We start from the raw sequence: 20,023 nt of genomic DNA, 5'->3' as shown, positions 1-20,023 counted from the left end.
CCGCCTCTTCTCGATCCAAGGAACTGAGAAATCTCATGAGCCTCACGTACACAGCCGGCTCCCTGGTCGCTGCCCGTGGCCGGGAATGGGTGGTACTGCCCGAGAGCGCCCCCGACATGCTGGTACTGCGCCCCCTGGGTGGGAGCGAGGACGACATCGCGGCCGTCTTCCCCACCTTCGAAGAAGTGCGGCCGGCCGAATTCACGGCACCGAGCCCGGCCGACCTGGGTGACCAGCGGTCCGCCGGTCTGCTGCGCACCGCGCTGCGAATCGGCTTCCGTTCGGGAGCGGGCCCGTTCCGTTCGCTGGCTTCGATCGCCGTGGAGCCCCGGGCCTACCAGCTGGTCCCGCTGCTGATGGCGCTGCGGCAGCGCACCGTGCGGCTGCTGATCTCGGACGACGTCGGCATCGGCAAAACCGTCGAAGCCGGTCTGATCGCCAAGGAGCTGCTCGCGCAGGGCGAGGCGACCCGGCTGACGGTGTTGTGCTCCCCGGCGCTGGCCGAGCAGTGGCAGTCCGAGCTGCGGGAGAAGTTCGCCATCGACGCCGAACTGGTCCTGGCCTCCACGGTGTCACGCCTGGAGCGCGGCCTGGAGCTGGGCCAGTCCCTGTTCGACAAGCACCCATACACGATCATCTCGACGGACTTCATCAAGTCGACCCGGCACCGCGAGGACTTCGTACGGCACTGCCCCGACCTGGTGATCGTCGACGAGGCCCACTCCTGCGTGGCCGCCGACGACGCGTCGACGGGCTCCGCATCCCATACCAACCAGCTCCGTTACGAGCTGCTGCGCAAGGTCTCCGCCGAAGCGGACCGGCATCTGCTGCTGCTGACCGCGACCCCGCACTCCGGCAAGGAGTCCGCGTTCCGCAACCTGCTCGGCCTGGTGCGGCCCGAACTCGCGACGCTGGACCTGGAGTCGCCCGCGGGACGGGCGAAGCTCGCCGAGCATTTCGTGGCCCGCAAGCGCGCCGACGTCCGCGACTACCTCACCAAGGAGGACGGTCTCGCCGACGACTCCCTGGCCGAGCGGACGGCCTTCCCGTCCGACCGCTGGACGAAGGACGAGCCGTACAAGCTGACGCCCGCCTACCGGGCGCTGCTCGACGACGCCATCGCGTACGCACGCGACCGCGTCGCAGCCGCCGGGGAGCAGGGCCGTCGTGAGGCCCGGATCGCCTGGTGGTCGGTGATCGCGCTGCTGCGCTCGATGGTGTCCTCGCCCGCGGCCGCCGCGCAGACCCTGAAGACCCGCTCCGAGTCTGCCACCGCCCGCACCGCGCAGGAAGCGGACGCCCTGGGTTCCCCGGTCGCCGCCGATTCCGCCGACAACGACCGGCTCGAAGGCATGGACGTCGCGCCGGGTGCCGCCGAGTCGGAGGAGGCGGGTGCCCGGCTGCTCGAACTCTCCCAGCGGGCCGCCGAGCTCGTCGGCCCGGCCGAGGACGCGAAACTGAAGGCGCTGACCCGGCACCTGAAGAGTCTGGTCGCCGACGGCTACCACCCGATCGTCTTCTGCCGCTACATCCCCACCGCCGAGTACCTCGCCACCCAGCTGGAGGGAAAGCTCGGCAAGAAGACGAAGATCGCCGCGGTGACCGGCACCCTCTCCCCTCAGCAGCGCCTGGAGCGGATCGAGCAACTCGCCACCGAGACCGCCGAGGCGTCCGGGGAAGCCGGTGACCCGGCCGTCCGTCGCGTCCTGATCGCCACCGACTGTCTCTCCGAAGGAGTGAACCTCCAGCACCACTTCGATGCCGTCGTCCACTACGACCTGGCCTGGAACCCCACTCGCCACGACCAGCGCGAGGGCCGTGTCGACCGTTACGGGCAAAAGCACGACCAGGTCCGTGTCATCACCATGTTCGGCGAGGACAACGGCATCGACGGCAAGGTCCTGGAGGTGCTGTTCATGAAGCACCGCCAGATCATGAAGGACCTGGGCATCTCCGTCTCCGTCCCCGACGAGACCGCCTCCGGCGTCACCGACGCGGTGGTGGAGTGGCTGCTGCTGCACGGGCGACAGGGCAGTCAGGAGAGCCTGTTCGAGCTGGACACCCATCAGGAGTCGTTCGACCGCATCGAGCGCGAGTGGAACTCGGCCGCCGAGCGCGAGAAGACGTCCCGCTCCAAGTACGCCCAGCGTGCGATCCACCCGGAGGAGGTGGCGCGCGAGGTCGCCGCCGTACGGGCCGCGCTCGGCGGTGCCGAGGAGGTCCGCGGTTTCGCCCTGGAGGCGCTGCGCGACCTGGACCTGCTGGTCCGTGACCCGCGTGACGGTACCGGCGACTTCACGGCCCAGCCCGGCGGCGCCCCGGCCGGCCTGCGCGACGCGCTCGCCGCCACGCTCGGCGGACGGCTCGTCGAGGAGGACCGCCAGATCCCCTTCCGCACCACACCCGCGATCGGTCGCGGCGAGGCCGCTTTGGTCCGCACCGACCCGGCGATCGGCGCCATCGCCTCGTACGTCCTGGACTCGGCGCTCGACGCGAACACCCCCGGCCCCCGCCCGGCCCGCCGCTGCGGTGTGGTCACCACGGACGCGGTCACCATCCGCACCACGCTCCTGCTGGTCCGCTACCGCTTCCACCTCACGCTGCCGTCCCGCACCGGCGAGCGGCAGCTGGTGGCCGAGGACGCCCGGCTGCTCGCCTACGAGGGGATGCCGTCGCGCGCCCGCTGGCTGGACGACGACGCGACCGCCGCCCTCCTTGCGGCCCGCGCCAGCTCCAACACCCACGAGCAGTTGGTCCGCAACCAGATCGCCAAGGACCTGAACGGTCTGCCGGACCTCGCCGCGCACCTCACCGAGTACGGCACCCGCCTGGCCGCCGAGCTCGACGCCTCGCATCGCCGGGTCCGCAAGGCCAACGAGGAGATCGTCCGCGGCCTGAAGGTCGTCCCGCAGGAGCCCGCCGACGTCCTCGGCGTCTACGTCTACCTGCCGCAGCAGCCCGCCACCGTCCCCGCCGCGCCCGCCTCTACCGTGTCCGGAGCCGAAGCCTGATGTCCGCCGCCACCCGCACCGCCCTGGCCTTCACCGCCGTCACCACGGTCGGCGGCCTGCTCCCCACCGACATACTGCTGCGCATCGCCGAAGCACGGAACCTGCCGGGCACCAAGCCCGCCGACTACGGCCTGCCCGCCTCGGTGCCCGTACGCGACGAGGCCGAGCGCGCCTGGGAGTACCTGAAGCCCCTCTGGCGCGACCTTCGCACCGCGCTCCCCTCGGACCCGGCTACCGGCGCACCCGCCGCCGACCCGACGGGCCGCGCCGGCACCGACTGGCTCGCCCAGCTCTTCCGCAAGCTGGACTTCGGCGCGCTGACGGAGGTCGGCGCGGCGGGGATTCCGGCGGACTCCGACCCGGAGAAGCGCTTCCCCGTCTCCCACCGCCACGGCCCGGCGCTCATCCACCAGATCCCCTGGAACCAGGATCTCGACAAGCGCCCGGCCCCCGGGCTGGTCCCGCCGCAGTCCATGCTCCAGGACTGCCTCAACCGCACCGAGGCCCATCAGTGGGCCGTCCTCACCAACGGCCGCCGGCTGCGTCTGCTGCGTGACTCGTCGTCCTTCTCGACGGCGGCCTACGTCGATTTCGACCTGGAAGCCCTGTTCGACGGCGAACTGTTCAGCGAGTTCGTGCTGCTGTACAGCCTGCTGCACGCATCCCGGTTCACGGTGGCGGACGGGGCGGCGGCTACGGGGTGCTGGCTGGAGAGGTGGCGCGCCGAGGCCGTCACCTCAGGCGCCCGCGCCCTGGACCAGCTGCGCCTGGGCGTGCAGAACGCTCTCACCGTCCTCGGCACCGGCTTCCTGCGCCACCCGGACAACGGAAAGCTGCGGGAGAACACCGACCCGAAGGCCCTCCGGGACGCCCTGCTGCGCCTGGTCTACCGCCTGCTGTTCGTCTTCGTCGCCGAGGACCGCGACGCCCTGCTCGACCCGGACGCCGACAAGCGTCAACGGGAGGCGTACGAGCGGTACTTCTCCTCCGTCCGGCTGCGTGAACGCGCCCGCCGCCGTCAGGGCACCGCCCACGGTGACCAGTACGAGGCCCTGCGCATCGTCCTCGCCGCTCTCGGCACGGAGGGCGGCCGCCCCGAACTGGCCCTGCCCGGCCTCGGCGGCCTGTTCTCCTCCATCGAGGCCGACGCGCCGCTCGACGGCCTGAAGCTGTCCAACGAGTCCCTGCTCGCCGCCGTCCGCCACCTAGCCCAGGTCCGCGACCCGGGCGCGCGCCGCTGGCGCTCCGTCGACTACCGCCACCTGGACGCCGAGGAACTCGGTTCGGTCTACGAGTCCCTGCTGGAACTGGAACCGAAGCACTCCGCGACGGACCGCTCCTTCGAGCTGGTGGAAGTGGCGGGCAACAGCCGTAAGACGACCGGCAGTTACTACACCCCGTCCTCGCTCATCGAGTGCCTGCTCGACACGACGCTCGACCCGGTGCTCGACGACGCCGTCAAGCGGGGCGAGCAGCGGGCCACTGCCGCCGGCCGCCCCGACCCGGCCGACGACATCGTCGCCGAGCTCCTGTCCCTGACGGTCTGCGACCCGGCCTGTGGCTCCGGCCACTTCCTCGTCGCCTCGGCTCGCCGCATCGCCAAACGTGTGGCGTCCGTGCGTGAGCGCAACCCGGAGCCGACGGTCGACGCCATGCGCCACGCCCTGCACGAGGTCGTCGCGCGCTGCGTCTACGGTGTCGACCTCAACCCGATGGCCGTGGAGCTGGCGAAGGTCTCCCTGTGGCTGGAGGCCATGGAACCGGGCAAGGCGCTTGGTTTCCTCGACGCCCACATCAAGCACGGCAACGGGCTGATCGGTGCGACGCCGAAGCTGCTGGGGGACGGCGTCCCCAACGACGCCTTCAAGCCGATCGAGGGCGACGACAAGAAGCACGCGTCCGGCCTGGTCAAGCGCAACAAGGCCCAGCGCGGCGGCCAGGACGAGCTGCTGTTCGACACGGAGACCCTGCCGGGGAACGAGCGGTACGCCGTGGAGCTCGCCCGGATCACCGCCGCCCCTGCCGATTCGCTGGAGGACGTGCACGCTCAGGAGACCGCGTACCGGGTGTACGTGGAGTCGTCGGCGTACGTCCAGGACCTCCACGCCGCCGACGCCTGGTGCGCCGCGTTCGTCTGGCCCAAGCACGCGGGGGCGCCGGAGGCCCCGACCGACCAGGTGTTCCGGGCGCTGCGTGGCCGGGATCAGTCGTCGGTGTCGGACGCGACGCACGAGGAGATCCTGCGGCTGCGGGACCAGTACCGGTTCTTCCACTGGCACCTGGAGTTCCCGGAGGTGTTCGCCGTCCCGGGGTCGGGGGCGGGGGTCCAGTCGGGGACGGGGTGGGCCGGCGGGTTTGACGCGGTGGTGGGGAACCCGCCGTGGGAACACCTTGAGCTGAAGGAAACGGAGTTCTTCTCCTCTTTCCCGGAAATCGCTGACGCCTCCAGCGGCAAGCGCAAAAAACTCATCGATCAAATCCAAGAAACAAATCCAAACCTCTACGAGGCCTATCAGAGATCGAAGCGCGCAATCGACGGCACCCGACACTTCGCTAACTTCTCCGGCCTTTACCCACTGTGTGGCCGCGGCCGCATCAAGACGGACCCTGTCTTCGCCGAGCAGTGCCGCCGCCTGGGGTCACCGAGTGGGCGTGTCGGCATCATCGTGCCCACAGGCATCGCTACGGACGCGACAACGCAGTTCTTCTTCAAGGACCTAGTCGCACACAAGTCCTTGGCAGCGCTGTTCGACTTCGAAAATTCGTCCCCGCTATTCCCTGGCGTTCACCGCTCGTTCAAGTTTTGCGTCCTCTCCCTGACAGGCAGCGATGCGCCCACGCCAGCAGCGCGCTTCGGCTTCTTCCTGTCTGACCCTTCCGAGCTCGCCTGCCCTGACAACACGTTCCCACTCACCCCCGGGGAGATCGTTCTCCTCAATCCGAACACCGGCACGTGCCCAGTATTTCGCAGCCGCAGGGACGTCAGGATCGCACTTCGGGCCTCGCAGCAGTTCCCTCCCCTGCGCTCAAAAACCTCGCAAGGCCCATACAAGTTGACTATTCGCAGAGTATTCAACATGGGACTCCCAGAGGTCGACTCCATTTGCCCTCACGAGACCACTCCGAGCCCCGGAAACACGATGATGCTGGAGTCCAAACTTACCCACGCATACAACCATCGATTCGCAACCTACTCAGATGCAGAAAAAGGAGCGCGTCGGTATAGCACCGTTTCCGAACTTGATGACCCGACCTGGAATATCAGAGGCCGACGTTCCATTGCTAACGCCGAGCTTTCAAAGAAGCTCGATACTCTATGGAAAGCCGACTGGATTCTCGCATGGTCAGACGTCGCTCGAAATAATGATGTGCGCACACTGATTGCCCTGATCGCACCTCGCGCAGCATCTGACTTTACGCTGCGCTTGGGATTCCCGGCTGAAAAAGTGCATGCACCTCTACTCCTTGCAGCTTTCAATACCTTCAAAATGGACTACTTGCTTCGACTGCGCCTAGGAGGTCTTCATGTATCCGATTACCTTCTCGAGCAACTTCCAGTCCCGCCCCCGGAAGCACTCGCCCCGTATGAAGCGTTCATCTCCGCTCGCGTTTTGGAGCTCACCTACACCGCGCATGAGATGGCCCCCTTCGCCCGCGACCTCGGCGACACCGACACCCCCTTCCGCTGGAACGAGGAGCGCCGCGCCGTAATCCGCGCCGAATTGGACGCTCTGTTCTTCCACCTCTACGACACCAACCGCGACGACGTGTCGTACATCCTCGACACTTTCCCGATTGTCAAGCGCAAGGACGAGGAAAAGTATGGCGAGTACCGCACCAAGAACCTGATCCTCGCCGAGTACGACCGGATGGCCTCCGCCGGCCTCACCCTGGAAACCCCGCTCACCGAGGACGAGTCCGGCACCTACCGTTCCACCCTCACTCCGCCCCCCGGCCAGGGTCCGCGCCACCACTGATCGTCCTCCGGGGTGGCCGCGTCTGCGGTCGCCCCGGGGAGTTCCGCTCGTCACGGCTTCGCCTTCCCCTGCCCGCAGACAGGCCCCCTGGGCCCGGCGGCCACAGCCGAAACGGAGAACTTCTTTGAGTACATACGCGGCCTCGTCCCCCGCTGTCCCGCCCTCCATGAGCGCGTACGAGGAGCAGGTCTGGAAAGCGCTCAACGAGCACTGGGAGCGCCGCAACAACCGTCGCGGCCTTCCGAACTGGGCGAGCAACGCCCTCGGCCGCACCGGGGAGGTCGCAGGGAACGCCGGGCGCCGGGCGCCGGGTCAAGGAGGCCGTGCCAGAAGGGGTCAAGGAGCCGATACGTCGCGCGGGCGGCGCGCTCGCCGACGCGGCCCTGCGACCGGCGGTCGCGGGCGCGACAGCGCTGCTCGACCTGGTCAACGACGCGGCCCTGGAGCTCAACGACCCGAAGAGCGTCGAGAAAATCGCCCGCAAGCGAGGGCTCGAAATCGACAGCTTCACCGAACTGCGGGAGCAGGACCTCAAGGTCTGCGACCGGCTGCTGACCCGCAACACCATGAAGTGGCGGACCGCCGGCGCGTTCGAAGGGGGTGCCATGGGCGCACTGGCCATGGTCCCCGTCGCCGGTATCCCCGCCGCGATGACGGCGGACATCCTCGTCATCCAGGTCCTGAGCGCGTCGATAGCCACACGCATCGCTTACTCCTACGGCTACGACGCCAAGGACCCCGACGAGCAGCTCTTCATCCAGCGCCTGGTACACCGGTCCTTCATGGCGCAGGCGGCCAAAGCCGAGCCGCTGCACAAGACCGCCCAGGCGGCACAGGCGCTCAAGGGGCGCGTGAACTGGTCGGCCAAGCTCCGCAACGACCACCAACTCGCCGCCGCTCTGGAGAAGTTGATGCAGCACCTGAGCCCGGCGGGCTCCAGGGTGTCGGTCAAGAGCGTCGCCAAGGTCGTGCCGTTCGTCGGCGTCCTCGTCAGCGCAGGCTTGAACTCCGCGGTCCTCGGCCGCGTGGCCTCCGAGGCCCAGCGGTACTGCCAGACCCGCTTCCTGTGCGACAAGTACGGGCTGCCGCTGCCGGCCGCACTGGCGACCGACCCGGACGACAACCCCGAGGACGGCACCCCGTAAAACGCCGACCGAGGGAGCCCGGGCCACCCCGGTGTGCCGCCGGTCGTTCCACCGGCGGCACACCGGCCGCTCAGCTCCCCGACACGAACCTCACGAAGGGCGCCCACTCCTCGCGCCCCACGGCGAAGGCCGGGCGCGCCAAGTCCTTAGAGTCCCGTACGTGAACAGCCTCTTCGGCGACTGCGATCTCCACGCAGCTGTCGCCCTGGGTGCCGCTGTAGCTGGACTTGAACCAGGCGAGTTCCGTCGTACCGCTGCTCATAGCTCTCCTCGCAGTCGCTCCAGCAGGTCCCGGGATTCCTTGGGGTTCAGGGCCTGCGAGCGCAGTGTTTCACAGCGGCGGCAGAGCAGACTCACCTCTTTCGGGCCGGAGATGAGCCGCCCGTTCTGCTGCCCCTCGGAGTATCCGAGTCGCTTGCCGTCCGGAGTCTCCAACAGCTGAACCGGCCCGTCCAGGCACCCGTGGAACTCCAGATCCATCGGTACCACCTGAAGCGTCACGTTGCGCGGGGCGGTGAGCTCAAGGACATGATCCAGCATGCTCGCGTGCACCTCCGCCCCACCCAGCCTGCGCCGGAACACATGTTCCTCCACGATGAAGCTGAACGGCACGGTCGGCCGCTCCCTCATCATCCGCTGCCGCTCCATCCGCGCGTTGAGCTGATCCTCGATCTTCTCGTCGGTCAGCAGCGGGATGCTGTTGTCGAACACCGCCCGCGCATACGCCTCCGACTGCAACAGCCCCGGCACCAGCCGACACTCGTACGTGCACAGGCTCACCGCCTTCCGCTCCAGTCGCGCCCAGCGCCTGAACCACGCCGCGAGGCCGACCTCGCCACGGCTGAGGTGGCCGGCCGCCTTCCGCAGGGCGCCCGTGTTGCCAAGCGCCCCCTCCGCGCGCTCGACGAACTCCTCGTCCGGCATGCGGCGGCCCAACTCAACAGACTCCACGGTGAGTTTGGAGTACTGGACGAGGTCGCCGAGCTCGGTCCGGCTGAGTCCCGCGTGCTCGCGCAGGGCCTGGACGACCGCGCCGAACGTGCGCAGACTGTCCGACGGATGGGGCTCTCGCTCCCCCTCCCCCGCCTGGGCTGTCCGGGCTTCGGCGCCCCCGGCCGCCTCCTCTTCGACGATGTCCATCCGCCGCTCCTCTCGTCGCACCCGCACCCGCGGCAGCTCCTCGCCACCGTCACGTTCACCACCCAGCGTGACAGCCAACCTCACGTACCACCTACTGAATGTGCCCGTACGCTGACTCCGCGTACGGGGTGCGGCGCTCGCATCCGGCCATATCCGGCCGCCACGATGGCGCCATGAACCAACCCACCCCCCAACTGGCCGTATCACAGCGCACCTTCACGCAGCTACTGTCGTCCACACGGCGCGGCGCCCGGCTCGCGCGGCTGCTCGGCGTGGCCCAGCTGCAATCCTGGGGCGCCCCGCAGGACCTCACGGAGCGTGCTGAGCTTGTCGTCGCGGAGCTTGCCGCCAACGCCGTCCTGCACGGCTTCGTGCCCGGCCGGAGCTTTCGGCTGACGCTCACGTTCGATGCCTCGTCCGGCCGCCTCCGCGTCGACGTCACCGACGCACGCGGGGAGCGGCTGCCCCGCCTCCCCCGCGAGTTTCCCCATGAGGACGCCGAGTTCGGCGCGCTCCACACCGGCGGGCGCGGCCTCGCGCTGATCGCCGCGCTCTCCGACCGCTGGGAGACGGTCCCCCACCCGCCCAGCGGCAAGACCGTCCGGGCCGAGCTGTCGACTCCTTGACCAGCAGGTGTTCGTCACCGTACGCGCCGCCGCCCTCGACGTTCAGGACCATCACGAGCAGGTCGACGCTGCGGCTGTCGTCGTGCTGCCGGACGCTGTGAGGGAGCACCGTGCTTCGGTGTGCCATCAGGTGACCCCGCATGGCGAGTTCGGCTCATAGGGAGGCTACGATCCGACTCAACGCAGTCGGCGGGTCTCAGGAACCCATCCCTTGCGATGGGCCCTCCGGTCCGGGGCACCTCGGTGCTGATCACATCGGGTGCTGGGGATCGGGCCCTGTGCTTGCACAGGGTGGCGGAGGGACACAGCGGACCGCCCGTGGCGGGGCGGTGGAACTACTCAAGGTGAGGCTCGCCGGCTGCGTCTCACAGGTGAGGGACGAGGCGGTTCGGTGACGATGGCAGACAACTTCGTAGACCTCACCCCTGCGCAGTTCCTCGAGGCGGTGGTCAGCGGCTCGATCTTCCCGTACACCGAGCACCGGATCCCCAAACACAGCGGCGGGCTGCGGACCTTACATGCCCCGGTCCCACAGTTGTCCGAGATGCAGCAGGGAATCCTGACCCGTCTGGAGACTCTTCCAGCCAGGTTCCAGCCCCACCCGGCAGCGTTCGCCTACCGAGGTGGCCGCTCGGTCGTGGACTGTGCCGCCATCCATCTACGAGCCCACACCGTGATCCGCCTGGACATCGCCGACTTCTTCGGGAGCATCCGGGAACGACACATCCACACCGCGCTGAAGGGCGCCTGGGCTCGCCCGGCGGAGCGCGAGTACCAGATCGATCTTGTGGAGAACGGCGACGGCCACCAGGAGATCGGCCTGCGTCGTATCGGCCGCACCCTGAGCGCATACACCACCGCTCGGCTGGTCACCGTCTCTCCGCCCGGGCCGAACCAGACCTGGTCGAACCGCGGCACCGGGCGTCGCAGCGTGTACCTGGAGGCCACCGGACAGAGCTTCTCCGTCAGCCGGCCCGACTTGCTCTACAAGCACACCCGCGAGGGGTTCCTGCCGCAGGGCGCTCCTACAAGCGGATACCTGTCGAACCTCGTCATGCACGATGCCGACGCTGTGGTCACCCACTTGGCAGAGTCCTTGGGTCTGCGCTACACGCGCTACAGCGACGACATGTACTTCTCCAGTCGTCGGCTCGTTCGCCACGAGAAGGTCGACCGTCTCGTGGTCGGTGTGAAGAAGGCATTGACCTCGCTGGGCATGAAACTCAACACGAAGAAGACCTACGTGGCGCGTCCCGGTGCACGCCGCAGTGTGCTGGGCATCCTCGTCGACGGCCCCACTCCTCGCCTGACGCGCGAGTACAAGCGCCGCATCACCAAGCATGTGCGAGGGGCTGCGTCGTTCGGTATCGAGCAGCACCGCCGTCACCAGGAGTTCAAGGGTCTGGCCGAGCTGGACGCCCACGTGACCGGGCTGCTGTCGTTCGCGCACATGGTCGAGCCCGGCTGGGCCGAGAAGCAACTCGCAGACTGGAAGCGGCTGCGCGGGATTCCCCTTGCGTACGAAGAACCGGTGATCGCGGAGCATGGACTCGATCTGTTCTGGGACGAGGAGGTCGAGATCTCGCAGGCAGACCTGGCCAAGGCCTCGATCGACGACCTCATCCGCGGCGCCCAGCGCTACCGCTCGTCCTCGGACTACTTGCAGATGCTCGAGTTCGTAGGCCGGTTCAAGCGGTATGCCCCGTTCAACGCGATGGTGGTCCACATCCAGAAGCCCGGGGCTCGCTACGTCCTTTCCTCCTCCGAGTGGATGTCGAAGTACCAGCGCGTGCTCAAGCCCGGTGCCCAGCCGCTGCTGATCTTTCAGCCGCGTGGGCCCTACATGCTCGTGTACGACGTCGGGGACACCGAAGCCCTGCCCGGGGCTCGGCCTTTGCCCAAAGCAATCACCGCCCCTGCGTCGGTGTCCTCTCGAGCCGGCGAGAAGGAACTCGTCGAGGTCTGGCACCACACCGAGAGCAACCTCGCACCCCTGGGGATCCGGCTCACCCTGGTCAATTACGGGGCCTCCTCCTGCGGGCGTACGTACCCCAGCAGGTCCGGTGTTCCCGTCGAGCGTTCCGGCAGCAGGCCCGGGGACCGGCCGGAGACATACCCGACGTTGTTCGAGATCGAGGTCAACCGGAACCTGCCTCTGCTGGACCAGTACGCCACGCTTGCCCACGAGCTCGGCCACTTGTTCTGCGGGCACCTCGGTGCAGGCCCCGGGCAGACCTGGCCAGACCGACAGTTGCGGCCCCGCTCGGATGAGCAACGCGTCACAGCCCATGCCCGCAATGAGGTCGAGGCCGAGTCCATCGCCTACATGGTCCTCAAGCGGCTGGACCCAGATGTCCAGATGGGCGACTACATCACCGGACACCTCGGCCTCGACCAGCAGGTTCCCGAAAGCGTCGCCCTCAACCTCACGTTCAAGGCGGCGGGCCTGATCATCGAGATGGGCAAAAAGCGCCTCCCTGCTACCAAGCTCCAGAAACCCAAAAAGTGATCAGGGCGCCAGTCCTGGACTCGACCAGTCCTCGCAGCACCGGTGGAATCGGGCCCGGATGTCAACCCTCGAAGGATTTCCGAAGCCGCCCCCCCCTAAGCGGGCAGCGCAGGGAACACGACCACCGAGCCGTCCTTGTCGCGGGCAATCTCAATCGCCACGTCTGTCGTGCGGCTGTTGACCGTGACGCCGTCGCCCAGCTTGTGAATCCGGTGTGCCGCACTCATAAGGCGATCGACTTCACCGGTCGTGAAAACGGGTCGCAAACCGTTCGGGCGTGCCAGCTCCAGTACCGACAGGCGTACCAGGACACCGGCGATGCTCGACTCCAGTTCGTCGAGGCGCTGCTGATCGCGCTTGAGTGCGCGGGTGAAGCTCTCGAAAGGATTACCGGGGTCGCTCTGGGCGTGCTCGACGGCCTGGAGGACGACCACCCGCCGCTTCAGCGCGATAGCCAGGGAAGCGAGTTCGAGGTGGGTGCGGAACGTGCCGCCATGGTCGTCGACGCCAGGGAAAGACTTGGTCAACGTGCCGAGTTCGACGGCCTCACCCTCGGGCAGTCTGGCGAGCGCGCTCTGCCATCGGGCAAGGCGGCGGTCGGCTCTGCCCAGCGCCGTGTTGATGGCATGCACCGCCGAATCGAGTCCCAGCGAGACACCGAGCTTGCCCTGGTCGAGCAGAAGGGCAGTGGCTTTGTCGATGGAGTCGCGACAGCCGTCGAGTTCGCTGTGCTCGTCGTCGAGCTTCTCCTCCTGAATTTGCTCCAGCAGTACCGTGATGTGTTCGATGGCCTGCTGGCGCTTGTGGTCGGCGTGCGCGCTCACCCCCACCGCCACGGCCATGAGCACGAGCGGAGCGGCCACGGTGAGCACCGTGCCGCCGGCGGCCGCGGCACCCGCGGTCGCACCGGCCCCGCCGACCGTGCCCGCCGCTGCCGCTCCTCCGACCGGCACGAACCTCGCTTTGGAGGCGATCCTGCCCGTCGAGTTCACGAGCTCACCGTAGATGCCACCGGCTGCCCCCTTGGGCACCATCGGGCGAACGATGCCCTGCCCGAACTGGGCGGCGACCTTCGCCGGGATCACCATGCGATACAGATTCTCGCCGGAAGCGGTCGCTCTGGCCGCCGTAAGGGAACTTCGCGCCGATTGCGTGATGAACTGGGACAGGTGCTGTGCTAGGGGACTCGCGGCGTCGAGCGGGATGCCACGGCCGCGGTCGATCTTGTCGGGCACCGGATGCACCTCAAGGGTGACGATCGGCTCGTCGGCCAGGACGGCCAGCACTCCGCGCAGTTCAGCCAGGCGCTCAGCCGTCATCGACTCGCCTGCGGTCAACCCTGGCAATCGGACATCAGCGGTCGCCAGCGTCCACACAGGCACGGTCGCCTTGCGGTCGTCAGTCATCGTCTCCCCTTGTTTTCCAACATGCTCGTAGCCTCAGTCGCGCCATCACCGCATCCGCACCCACCCGTGCAGCCCCTCCAGATGCCGTGGCAGTCGGCTGCCCTGCCAGCCCAGCACCAGCCGCTCCCGGGCGCGAGTGATCATGACGTAGTACGCCATGCGCAGGGTCGCCGACGTGGGGTCGGTGGCGGAGTCGGACTCCGCGTCTGCGATGACGACGGTGTCGAAGTCGAGGCCCTTGGCGCTGGCACGGTGGACGAGGACGACGCCGGGGCGGGCCAGGTCGAGGTCGCGGTAGCGGCCGGAGGAGGCCGCAGAGCTGTAGAGCTGGGGCTCGTGGGCGAGACCGGCACGCTCCAGACGGCGCATCAGGTCAGCTGCAGTGCGCAGGGAGTTGGTGATGACGCCGATGCGGTCCCGCGGGTTCCGGGCCGCCAGGCCGACAATGTCGTCGGCGAGATCCTTGGTGCCGGAATACTGGCGGACCATGGGCAACGTCCCGCTGCGGAAAGGGATTTCGGGGCTGCTACCGCCCGTACGGAAGTGCTCCGCGAGGGAGGCGATCTCGCGGCTGTTGCGGTGGTTCCCGGCGATCTCGACTCGCCCCGTGGAGCGGCCGAGAGCGTCAGTGATCTCGGTGAGGGTGGAGTTCGTCTCAGTGAGGCGCTGACACTCGTCGGCGAAGACCGTCACGGAGGCGGCGGCAAGGCGGGCCAATCGGTAGAAGCCCGGCGGCAGGTCCTGGCCCTCGTCGACGACGAGACGGGGCGTGGCGGCATCGTGCTCACCGACAGCGTCGGCGGCCTGGTGAGCGAGAGCCGGCCAGTCGAACCAGCTGTCCTCCGTCCGCGGTGCGTCACGGCCGAAGCGGCTGTAGATCCAGAGGTGGGCGGTGGATGCCTCGACAGGTGCGCGGGGGACCGCGAGACCCGCGAGGGTGTCGCCCAGGAGCTGGCGCAGCAAGTTGGAGCGCGACAGCAGCAGGGTGGGGCGGCCGGTGAGGGCGAGGTGGACGGCGCGGTGTGCGGCGAGCAGGCTCTTGCCGCTGCCGGGCGGGCCGCTGACGACGTGGTTGCCGGTCAGTGGCAGGGCGTCCAGGCAGTCGCGCTGGGCGGGGGTGAGGTCGGGGTGGAGGATGGCGGCGTTCGCGGTGGTCATGGGCGTCATCCCCGGGCGATGGCGGCGGCGTACTCGCGGCTCGCAGTGAGGACATCGGTGAAATAGCCGGGAACCCGGGCGGAGCCGACGACCAGGGCACGGTCGAGAAGAGTGTTGCCGGTCTGGCAGCTGGTCTCGGGCAGCAGGGTGCAGGCGTGGCAGGCGGCCCGGTTGAGGTTACCGAAGCCCTGGCCGGTGTGTTCGGCACACAGCGGGTCGGCGGAGCACCAGGCGGCCGCCTCCAGCATCCGGATGAGCGTCTCGGCCAAGTGCGGTGCCTCGCCCTGCCGGACCAGGCCGCCGAGGGTGCCCTCCGCGTCGCCGGCGGCCGTGTAGATCAGCAGCCCGCACTGGCCGTACTCGGGGCGGCCGTAGACACGTTCGCACAGGCTGGCGGTGGTGTAGCCGGAGTCGAAGGAGAGCTGGCGGATGAGCAGGTGGGCGACGGTGTGCAGGAGCAGGAAGCGGGCCGAGAGTTCACTGCCGGTGGTCTCGGCGAGCTGTTCGTCGCGGAACGACGCGTCGAGGTCCGTACGGATTTCGTGGACGTGGGCCTGCACACGGGGGTCGTTCTCCCAGGCGGTGAGGCGCTGTTCGTCGAGGGTGAGGACGATGCCCTCGCCGTAGACCTCGGTCGCGGGGAGCCAGCGCAGGCGGCCGCTGGTGTCCGCGGGCACGAGGGTGCCGCCCGGCGAGTGGCGGCGGAAGCCGGTCAGCGCCCGCACCTCACGGAGGCGGTCGACGAGGACGACGCCGTCGACGTGCGCGTCGAGGGCGGCCCAGGGCTCCTCCTTCTCGCCGTCCAGGCCGAGTCCGCCGCGACGGATCGCGAACTCCGATGTGGCTTCGGGGAGTTGGCTGACATCGAAGGCGTACCACTCGTCGCGGCTCAGGTCGACCTTTCCGGACCTACCTGGCTCCGGCCGGTCGGCAAGCGGTTGTACAGAGGCGCCTGTGGCCTCCGCGACGAGCTCGTCGATGAGGCTGTCGGGGGCGTCGGTGTCCTCCTTGATCATGCCTCGGAAGGTGTCGGCTCTGGATGTGCCGAGCGCGTCGAGCAGGATCGGCCAGTAGCCATGGCCCAGGACGGCCTCCGCCATGTTCCGCTCCGCACGCGGGGCTTCGGCGGTCTGAGGGATGTCGAGGGCCGAGTAGACGACCGGGTAGTAGACGTTGCCGGCGGTGCGCTGCACGATATGCACCTGCTGGCCGCAGGAGGCCCTCGCGTCCCAGTGCTGCCAGGGGTTGCGGCCCGAGCAGCGTCCGCCCTGGGGACCGAGGACGTCGAGCAGGTCGCGTTCGGCGCCGCAGGGCTTGCCGCTCTCCCTGGTCGCTCCGCAGCGCACCGAGAGCGCTTCGAGTCCGGAGGCGCGGTCTGCGACGCGGAAGCTGAGCCGGCGTGCCTTCCAGGCGTGCTTCGACTCGGAGCAGGACTCCCGCCGCTCGGGCGCCAGCTTGGAGTGTGCCCAGTACCACCAGTCGACGTCGTCGAGGTGTCCGTCCGGGCAGATGCGGACGAACCGCATCGGGGTGAGACGGGGTGCGGCGGCGCAGGACGTGCAGACGGGCGGCTCGCCCGGCTTCTCGTTCTCGCGCAGAAAGCGGGCCATGGCCCGGCAGGAACCGCAGAACAGCCAGCCGGGGAAGCGCACATAGGGGACGCCGGGCCGGTCGGACTTGTCATAGCGGTCGTTGAGGGTGTGGGGCGCGGCGAAGAATCCCTTGACGCCGAGGCGGGTGGCGAGCCGTTCGGCGGGGATGGGGGCCTTGAGGTCCGGCCACCTCTCGATGCCGGCGGCGACGAAGGACTCGCCCTGTACGTCGAGTACCGCGCCCACGCCGAACGGCAGCACGGTCTGCGCCTGGCGGACCCGGAGTTTGCGCTTCACTTTCCCGCTCCCGTCACGGTGATCTGGCACTCACGGTCGACGCTGCGCATGGAGTTCAGGGTCTCCCACAGGCCGTAACGCTGTTCGAAAGTCTTGAGCAAGTTGTGCTGGCCCTTGCCCTGGCTGCGGTAGTAGAGCTCCTTGCCCTCGGCGGCGGCGGTGTCGGCCTGCCGGTACCAGTCGTCCAGGAGGTAGCCGAGCTCCGCTCGTACGTCGGCGCGTACGGCGTCGGCGTCGGCTCCCGTGGCGCCGCGCTCGGCGGTCGCGGCACGCTCGGCGAGGGCGTCGGCGATCCGCCCTGCCTCTTCCTTGTGGTTGGTGATCCGTCCGGCCCGGTTCTCGGCGGCCAGGCCGAGCCGGTGCCGGACCAGGATGACGAGTGCGGCGTGCAGGGCACGGCGGCGCGCGGGCAGGGACCAGGGGGTGACGCTGGCGGGTTCGACGTAGCGGTAGAGCGCCCGGTGGTAGTCCATGAAGGTCTCGTAGTGGGACCGGTCGCGCGGGCGCGTGGCGTTGAGGTAGGTGACGACGAGTCCGGGCACGTGGTGGCGGCCGACGCGGCTGGTGGCCTGGATGTACTCAGCGGTGGTCTTGGGCTGGCCCTGCATGAGCAGGTACGCGAGCCGCTTCACGTCGACGCCGACGGAGAGCATGTTGGTGCACGGCAGAAACGACACCGACCGGGGGTCCGTCCAGGGCTTTTCGAGACGGTCGAGGAGGATGGGCTGATCAGCGCGCTTCACGCTGCTGTCGAGTTGTTGTACCTGCTCGCCGACCAGCTCGCGCGTGCCCGCGCCCTCGTCGAGGCCGCGGAGCTGGGCGGGGATGTCGTCGCCGGCCGCGGTGACGGTACGGCCGAGTTCGCGCAGGCTGTGGTGGTAGGCGACGAGCGTCCAGTAGTCGTCGCGGTGTTCCTCGGGGAGCTGGTGGACGCCCTGGAGCATGGCCGCCGTGGTGGCGACGGCGCCGCGGCCCGCGGTGTGGCCCTGCGCCATGACACCGAGGTAGAGGCGGCCGGGGCGGCCGGTGTCGGGGACGGCGAAGAAGCTGTCGCGGGCGTCGAGTCCGGGCGGCGGGAAGAGCTGAACGTCCTGGTGGTGCAGGGCGCGGACCTGTTCGGCGGAGCGCCGGATGGTGGCCGTGGCTGCGACGATCTTGGGCGTGCGGCCGTCCGGGTCGGTGCACAGCTCAAGGATGGCCGCCTCGTAGAGGCCGACCGTGGTGCCGAGCGGTCCGGTGAGCAGGTGCAGCTCGTCCTGGATGATCAGGGACGGGGGCAGGTTGCCGGTGCCCGCGCCGAAGAGACTGCCGGAGTCGGGCTCCCAGGCGAGCCGGGCGAACTTGTCGACGGTGCCCAGGACGAAGGTGGGCGGATCCTCGTAGAGGTGCTGGTCGACGACGGCGACGGGAAGGACGTCGTGGAAGGCGCACTCGTCGCGGGTGCAGTAGAAGGCGAACTCGTCAGTCTCGGCGCGAACTCCGTAGTCGGAGCGGACGCTGGACCGGGTCGGCGGCAGGATGCGGGTGCCACACCACGGACAGCGGTCGAGGATGAAGACGTCCTCGGGGTGGCTGGCCTCGCGCTGCTCGTCGAAGGCGTCCTTGGCCGCCTGGAACTTGTTCGGGGTGGTGGTGTCGCCGACCCACAGGCCGATGGTGATGGGCTCGCCACCGAGGCCAAGTCCGGGTTCGGTGCGGCGAAGGTGCTCTATGGCGCAGATCGTGGTGGCGGCGCGCTGGAACTGCTGGGTGGTGAGCAGACTGAGGGTGTAGCGGCTGAGCACAGTGGTCCCGCCGCCTTCGCCGCGGATCCGGCGCAGGGCGATGGTGAAGGCGGCAAGGAGCAGATACGCCTCGGTCTTGCCGCCACCGGTGGGGAACCAGATCAGGTCGGTGGTCTCGCGGTCGCGGTGTCCGGGGTCGGCGACGCCGTCGATGGCGAGGAGGAAGAAGGCGAGCTGGAAGGGACGCCAGGTTGCCTTGGGGTCGACGGGTGGGTCGAGGGCCACGGGGTCCGCGCGGTGGCGCCGTTGACCGGCCTGGTCGGGGGCGGAGTGCCGCATCTGCAGCAGCATGGCGCGTTGGGCGATGCGGAAGGCGTCCAGGAGTTCGGGACGTTCGGGGTCGCAGAGTGTGCGTACGCCCGCTTCAATGCGGGTGACCGTCTTGTGGACTCGGTCGAGGATCCGCTCCGCGGCCTCCCGGCCCCAGGGCGGCACCTCGACGGATCGCTGGCCCACGTACCAAGCGTGGTACGAGGCAGCGAACTCAGCGAGCTCCTCGCGGAGTTGGCCCCTGCTGACGGCCGGGTCGGCCAGGTGGGAGATGGTGAGCGCGGGGGCGTCGAGCGGGCCGCCGGCCCGGATGGCGGGCACCTCAGCGCGTGGCAGGGCTTCGCAGACGAGGAGTTCGACACCGCCGTCCTCGCCGCGGTCCTCACGAACGGCGCAGCCGTGGCCGATGGCATGGGTGACGACGTGCCGGTACTGAAGACGCAGTTCGCGTTCCTCGGGATCGCGGCTGGCGAGCCGGACGCTGGGATACGGCAGCACGGCGCCGTCAGAGGGGCGGACGCTGAGCCGGCACTGGAACAGCATGTCGTCCCAGTCCGGCGCCTTGTCGTCGGCACCGTCGTGGTGTCTTTCGTTGACCAGGGCCACGGTGATGAGGGTGCCCGCGCCGTAGGTCCGGCGGGTCAGCTGAATCTTCGCGCGGTCATCGAGGACAGGGATCTCCTCCCGGTCGGGGCCGGCCGTGTGTGTCTCGGGCGTGAGGGGGACGCGCCGCCAGCGCCGCCCGCGCCCGGATTCGTTCCGCTGCGTCTCGTAGCGGGCGGCGGCACAGCTCACTTCGACGTCTACGGCATCGGTGTAGAAGCTGATGCCGAGGGACGCGGGCAGCCAGCTGTTGGTCTCGGGCACGGGGTCGGGGGCCGGGTCCACGTCAGGGGCGTCCTGCTCGGCACCGGGTGCCTCGGGGTCTTCGGCCGCGTGGGCGAGCCGACGCTGGCGGTCCGCCTGTTGCGGGTAGAGCGTGCCCATCAAGTACTGCCGGTCCGGCGGCGCGTCGAGCACCTCGTCGTCTTCGCCGACGGGGCCGACGAGCTGTCGGGCGAGGTAGTCGACCAGCTCCTGGCGCGGGTCCATGTGCGGGTTCCTTCGG

General features: G+C 69.0%; 11 protein-coding genes. 5 read left to right on the top strand and 6 right to left on the bottom strand.

Going from position 1 to position 20,023, the window contains the following annotated elements:
• Positions 1 to 35: 35 nt before the first annotated feature.
• From ACGF8B_RS08065 to ACGF8B_RS08055, 3 genes are all read left to right on the top strand, one after another.
• On the top strand, positions 36 to 3,011 hold the full coding sequence (locus ACGF8B_RS08065) for a DEAD/DEAH box helicase (RefSeq protein WP_392735827.1): 2,976 nt from the start codon (positions 36 to 38) through the stop codon (positions 3,009 to 3,011).
• Positions 3,011 to 6,988, top strand: a complete 3,978-nt coding sequence (locus ACGF8B_RS08060) for an Eco57I restriction-modification methylase domain-containing protein (RefSeq protein WP_392735825.1) — start codon at positions 3,011 to 3,013, stop codon at positions 6,986 to 6,988. Before ACGF8B_RS08065 ends, ACGF8B_RS08060 begins: the two co-directional genes overlap by 1 nt.
• 323 nt (positions 6,989 to 7,311) lie before the next feature.
• On the top strand, positions 7,312 to 8,133 hold the full coding sequence (locus tag ACGF8B_RS08055; RefSeq protein WP_392735823.1) for an EcsC family protein: 822 nt from the start codon (positions 7,312 to 7,314) through the stop codon (positions 8,131 to 8,133).
• Between the two features lie 70 nt (positions 8,134 to 8,203).
• Here the strand turns inward: ACGF8B_RS08055 and ACGF8B_RS08050 are convergent, their stop codons facing one another.
• Together ACGF8B_RS08050 and ACGF8B_RS08045 are read right to left on the bottom strand one after the other, a co-directional pair.
• Positions 8,204 to 8,395: a DUF397 domain-containing protein gene (locus tag ACGF8B_RS08050; protein WP_392735821.1), complete on the bottom strand. Its 192-nt coding sequence runs from the start codon at positions 8,393 to 8,395 to the stop codon at positions 8,204 to 8,206.
• The gene (locus ACGF8B_RS08045) at positions 8,392 to 9,273 is read right to left on the bottom strand and encodes a Scr1 family TA system antitoxin-like transcriptional regulator (protein ID WP_392735820.1); all 882 of its coding nucleotides are present in this window, start codon (positions 9,271 to 9,273) and stop codon (positions 8,392 to 8,394) included. Before ACGF8B_RS08045 ends, ACGF8B_RS08050 begins: the two co-directional genes overlap by 4 nt.
• A gap of 173 nt (positions 9,274 to 9,446) precedes the next feature.
• On the opposite strand from ACGF8B_RS08045, the gene ACGF8B_RS08040 reads away from it, so the two are divergent.
• Positions 9,447 to 9,899 (top strand): ATP-binding protein, encoded by a 453-nt coding sequence (locus ACGF8B_RS08040; RefSeq protein WP_392735818.1) that lies wholly within the window; start codon positions 9,447 to 9,449, stop codon positions 9,897 to 9,899.
• Positions 9,900 to 10,296: 397 nt separating this feature from the next.
• Positions 10,297 to 12,408: an RNA-directed DNA polymerase gene (locus ACGF8B_RS08035; protein ID WP_392735817.1), complete on the top strand. Its 2,112-nt coding sequence runs from the start codon at positions 10,297 to 10,299 to the stop codon at positions 12,406 to 12,408.
• A 95-nt stretch (positions 12,409 to 12,503) separates the two neighbouring features.
• Here ACGF8B_RS08035 and ACGF8B_RS08030 read toward each other — a convergent pair whose 3' ends face one another.
• The 4 genes from ACGF8B_RS08030 to ACGF8B_RS08015 are packed head-to-tail and all read right to left on the bottom strand — an operon-like array spanning position 12,504 to position 20,007.
• Positions 12,504 to 13,814 carry a hypothetical protein gene (locus ACGF8B_RS08030; protein WP_392735816.1) on the bottom strand — a complete coding sequence of 437 codons (1,311 nt, stop codon included), beginning with the start codon at positions 13,812 to 13,814 and terminating at the stop codon, positions 12,504 to 12,506.
• A 45-nt stretch (positions 13,815 to 13,859) separates the two neighbouring features.
• On the bottom strand, positions 13,860 to 14,972 hold the full coding sequence (locus ACGF8B_RS08025) for a hypothetical protein (protein ID WP_392735815.1): 1,113 nt from the start codon (positions 14,970 to 14,972) through the stop codon (positions 13,860 to 13,862).
• A gap of 5 nt (positions 14,973 to 14,977) precedes the next feature.
• Positions 14,978 to 16,861 carry a DrmB family protein gene (gene drmB, locus ACGF8B_RS08020; RefSeq protein ID WP_392735814.1) on the bottom strand — a complete coding sequence of 628 codons (1,884 nt, stop codon included), beginning with the start codon at positions 16,859 to 16,861 and terminating at the stop codon, positions 14,978 to 14,980.
• Positions 16,858 to 20,007 (bottom strand): helicase-related protein, encoded by a 3,150-nt coding sequence (locus ACGF8B_RS08015; protein ID WP_392735812.1) that lies wholly within the window; start codon positions 20,005 to 20,007, stop codon positions 16,858 to 16,860. Before ACGF8B_RS08015 ends, drmB begins: the two co-directional genes overlap by 4 nt.
• Positions 20,008 to 20,023 lie beyond the last annotated feature (16 nt).

Source organism: Streptomyces sp. NPDC047917 (assembly GCF_043204345.1).
GTDB lineage: Bacteria > Actinomycetota > Actinomycetes > Streptomycetales > Streptomycetaceae > Streptomyces > Streptomyces sanglieri.
Note: the sequence above shows the minus strand (reverse complement) of the source record. Positions and strands in the feature narration are given on the sequence as shown.

Coding starts and splice junctions, on each gene's coding strand:
- ACGF8B_RS08065 (WP_392735827.1), top strand. CDS start 36: ATGAGCCTCACGTACACAGCCGGCTCCCTGGTCGCTGCCCGTGGCCGG.
- ACGF8B_RS08060 (WP_392735825.1), top strand. CDS start 3,011: ATGTCCGCCGCCACCCGCACCGCCCTGGCCTTCACCGCCGTCACCACG.
- ACGF8B_RS08050 (WP_392735821.1), bottom strand. CDS start 8,395: ATGAGCAGCGGTACGACGGAACTCGCCTGGTTCAAGTCCAGCTACAGC.
- ACGF8B_RS08045 (WP_392735820.1), bottom strand. CDS start 9,273: ATGGACATCGTCGAAGAGGAGGCGGCCGGGGGCGCCGAAGCCCGGACA.
- ACGF8B_RS08040 (WP_392735818.1), top strand. CDS start 9,447: ATGAACCAACCCACCCCCCAACTGGCCGTATCACAGCGCACCTTCACG.
- ACGF8B_RS08035 (WP_392735817.1), top strand. CDS start 10,297: ATGGCAGACAACTTCGTAGACCTCACCCCTGCGCAGTTCCTCGAGGCG.
- ACGF8B_RS08030 (WP_392735816.1), bottom strand. CDS start 13,814: ATGACTGACGACCGCAAGGCGACCGTGCCTGTGTGGACGCTGGCGACC.
- ACGF8B_RS08025 (WP_392735815.1), bottom strand. CDS start 14,972: ATGACCACCGCGAACGCCGCCATCCTCCACCCCGACCTCACCCCCGCC.
- ACGF8B_RS08015 (WP_392735812.1), bottom strand. CDS start 20,007: ATGGACCCGCGCCAGGAGCTGGTCGACTACCTCGCCCGACAGCTCGTC.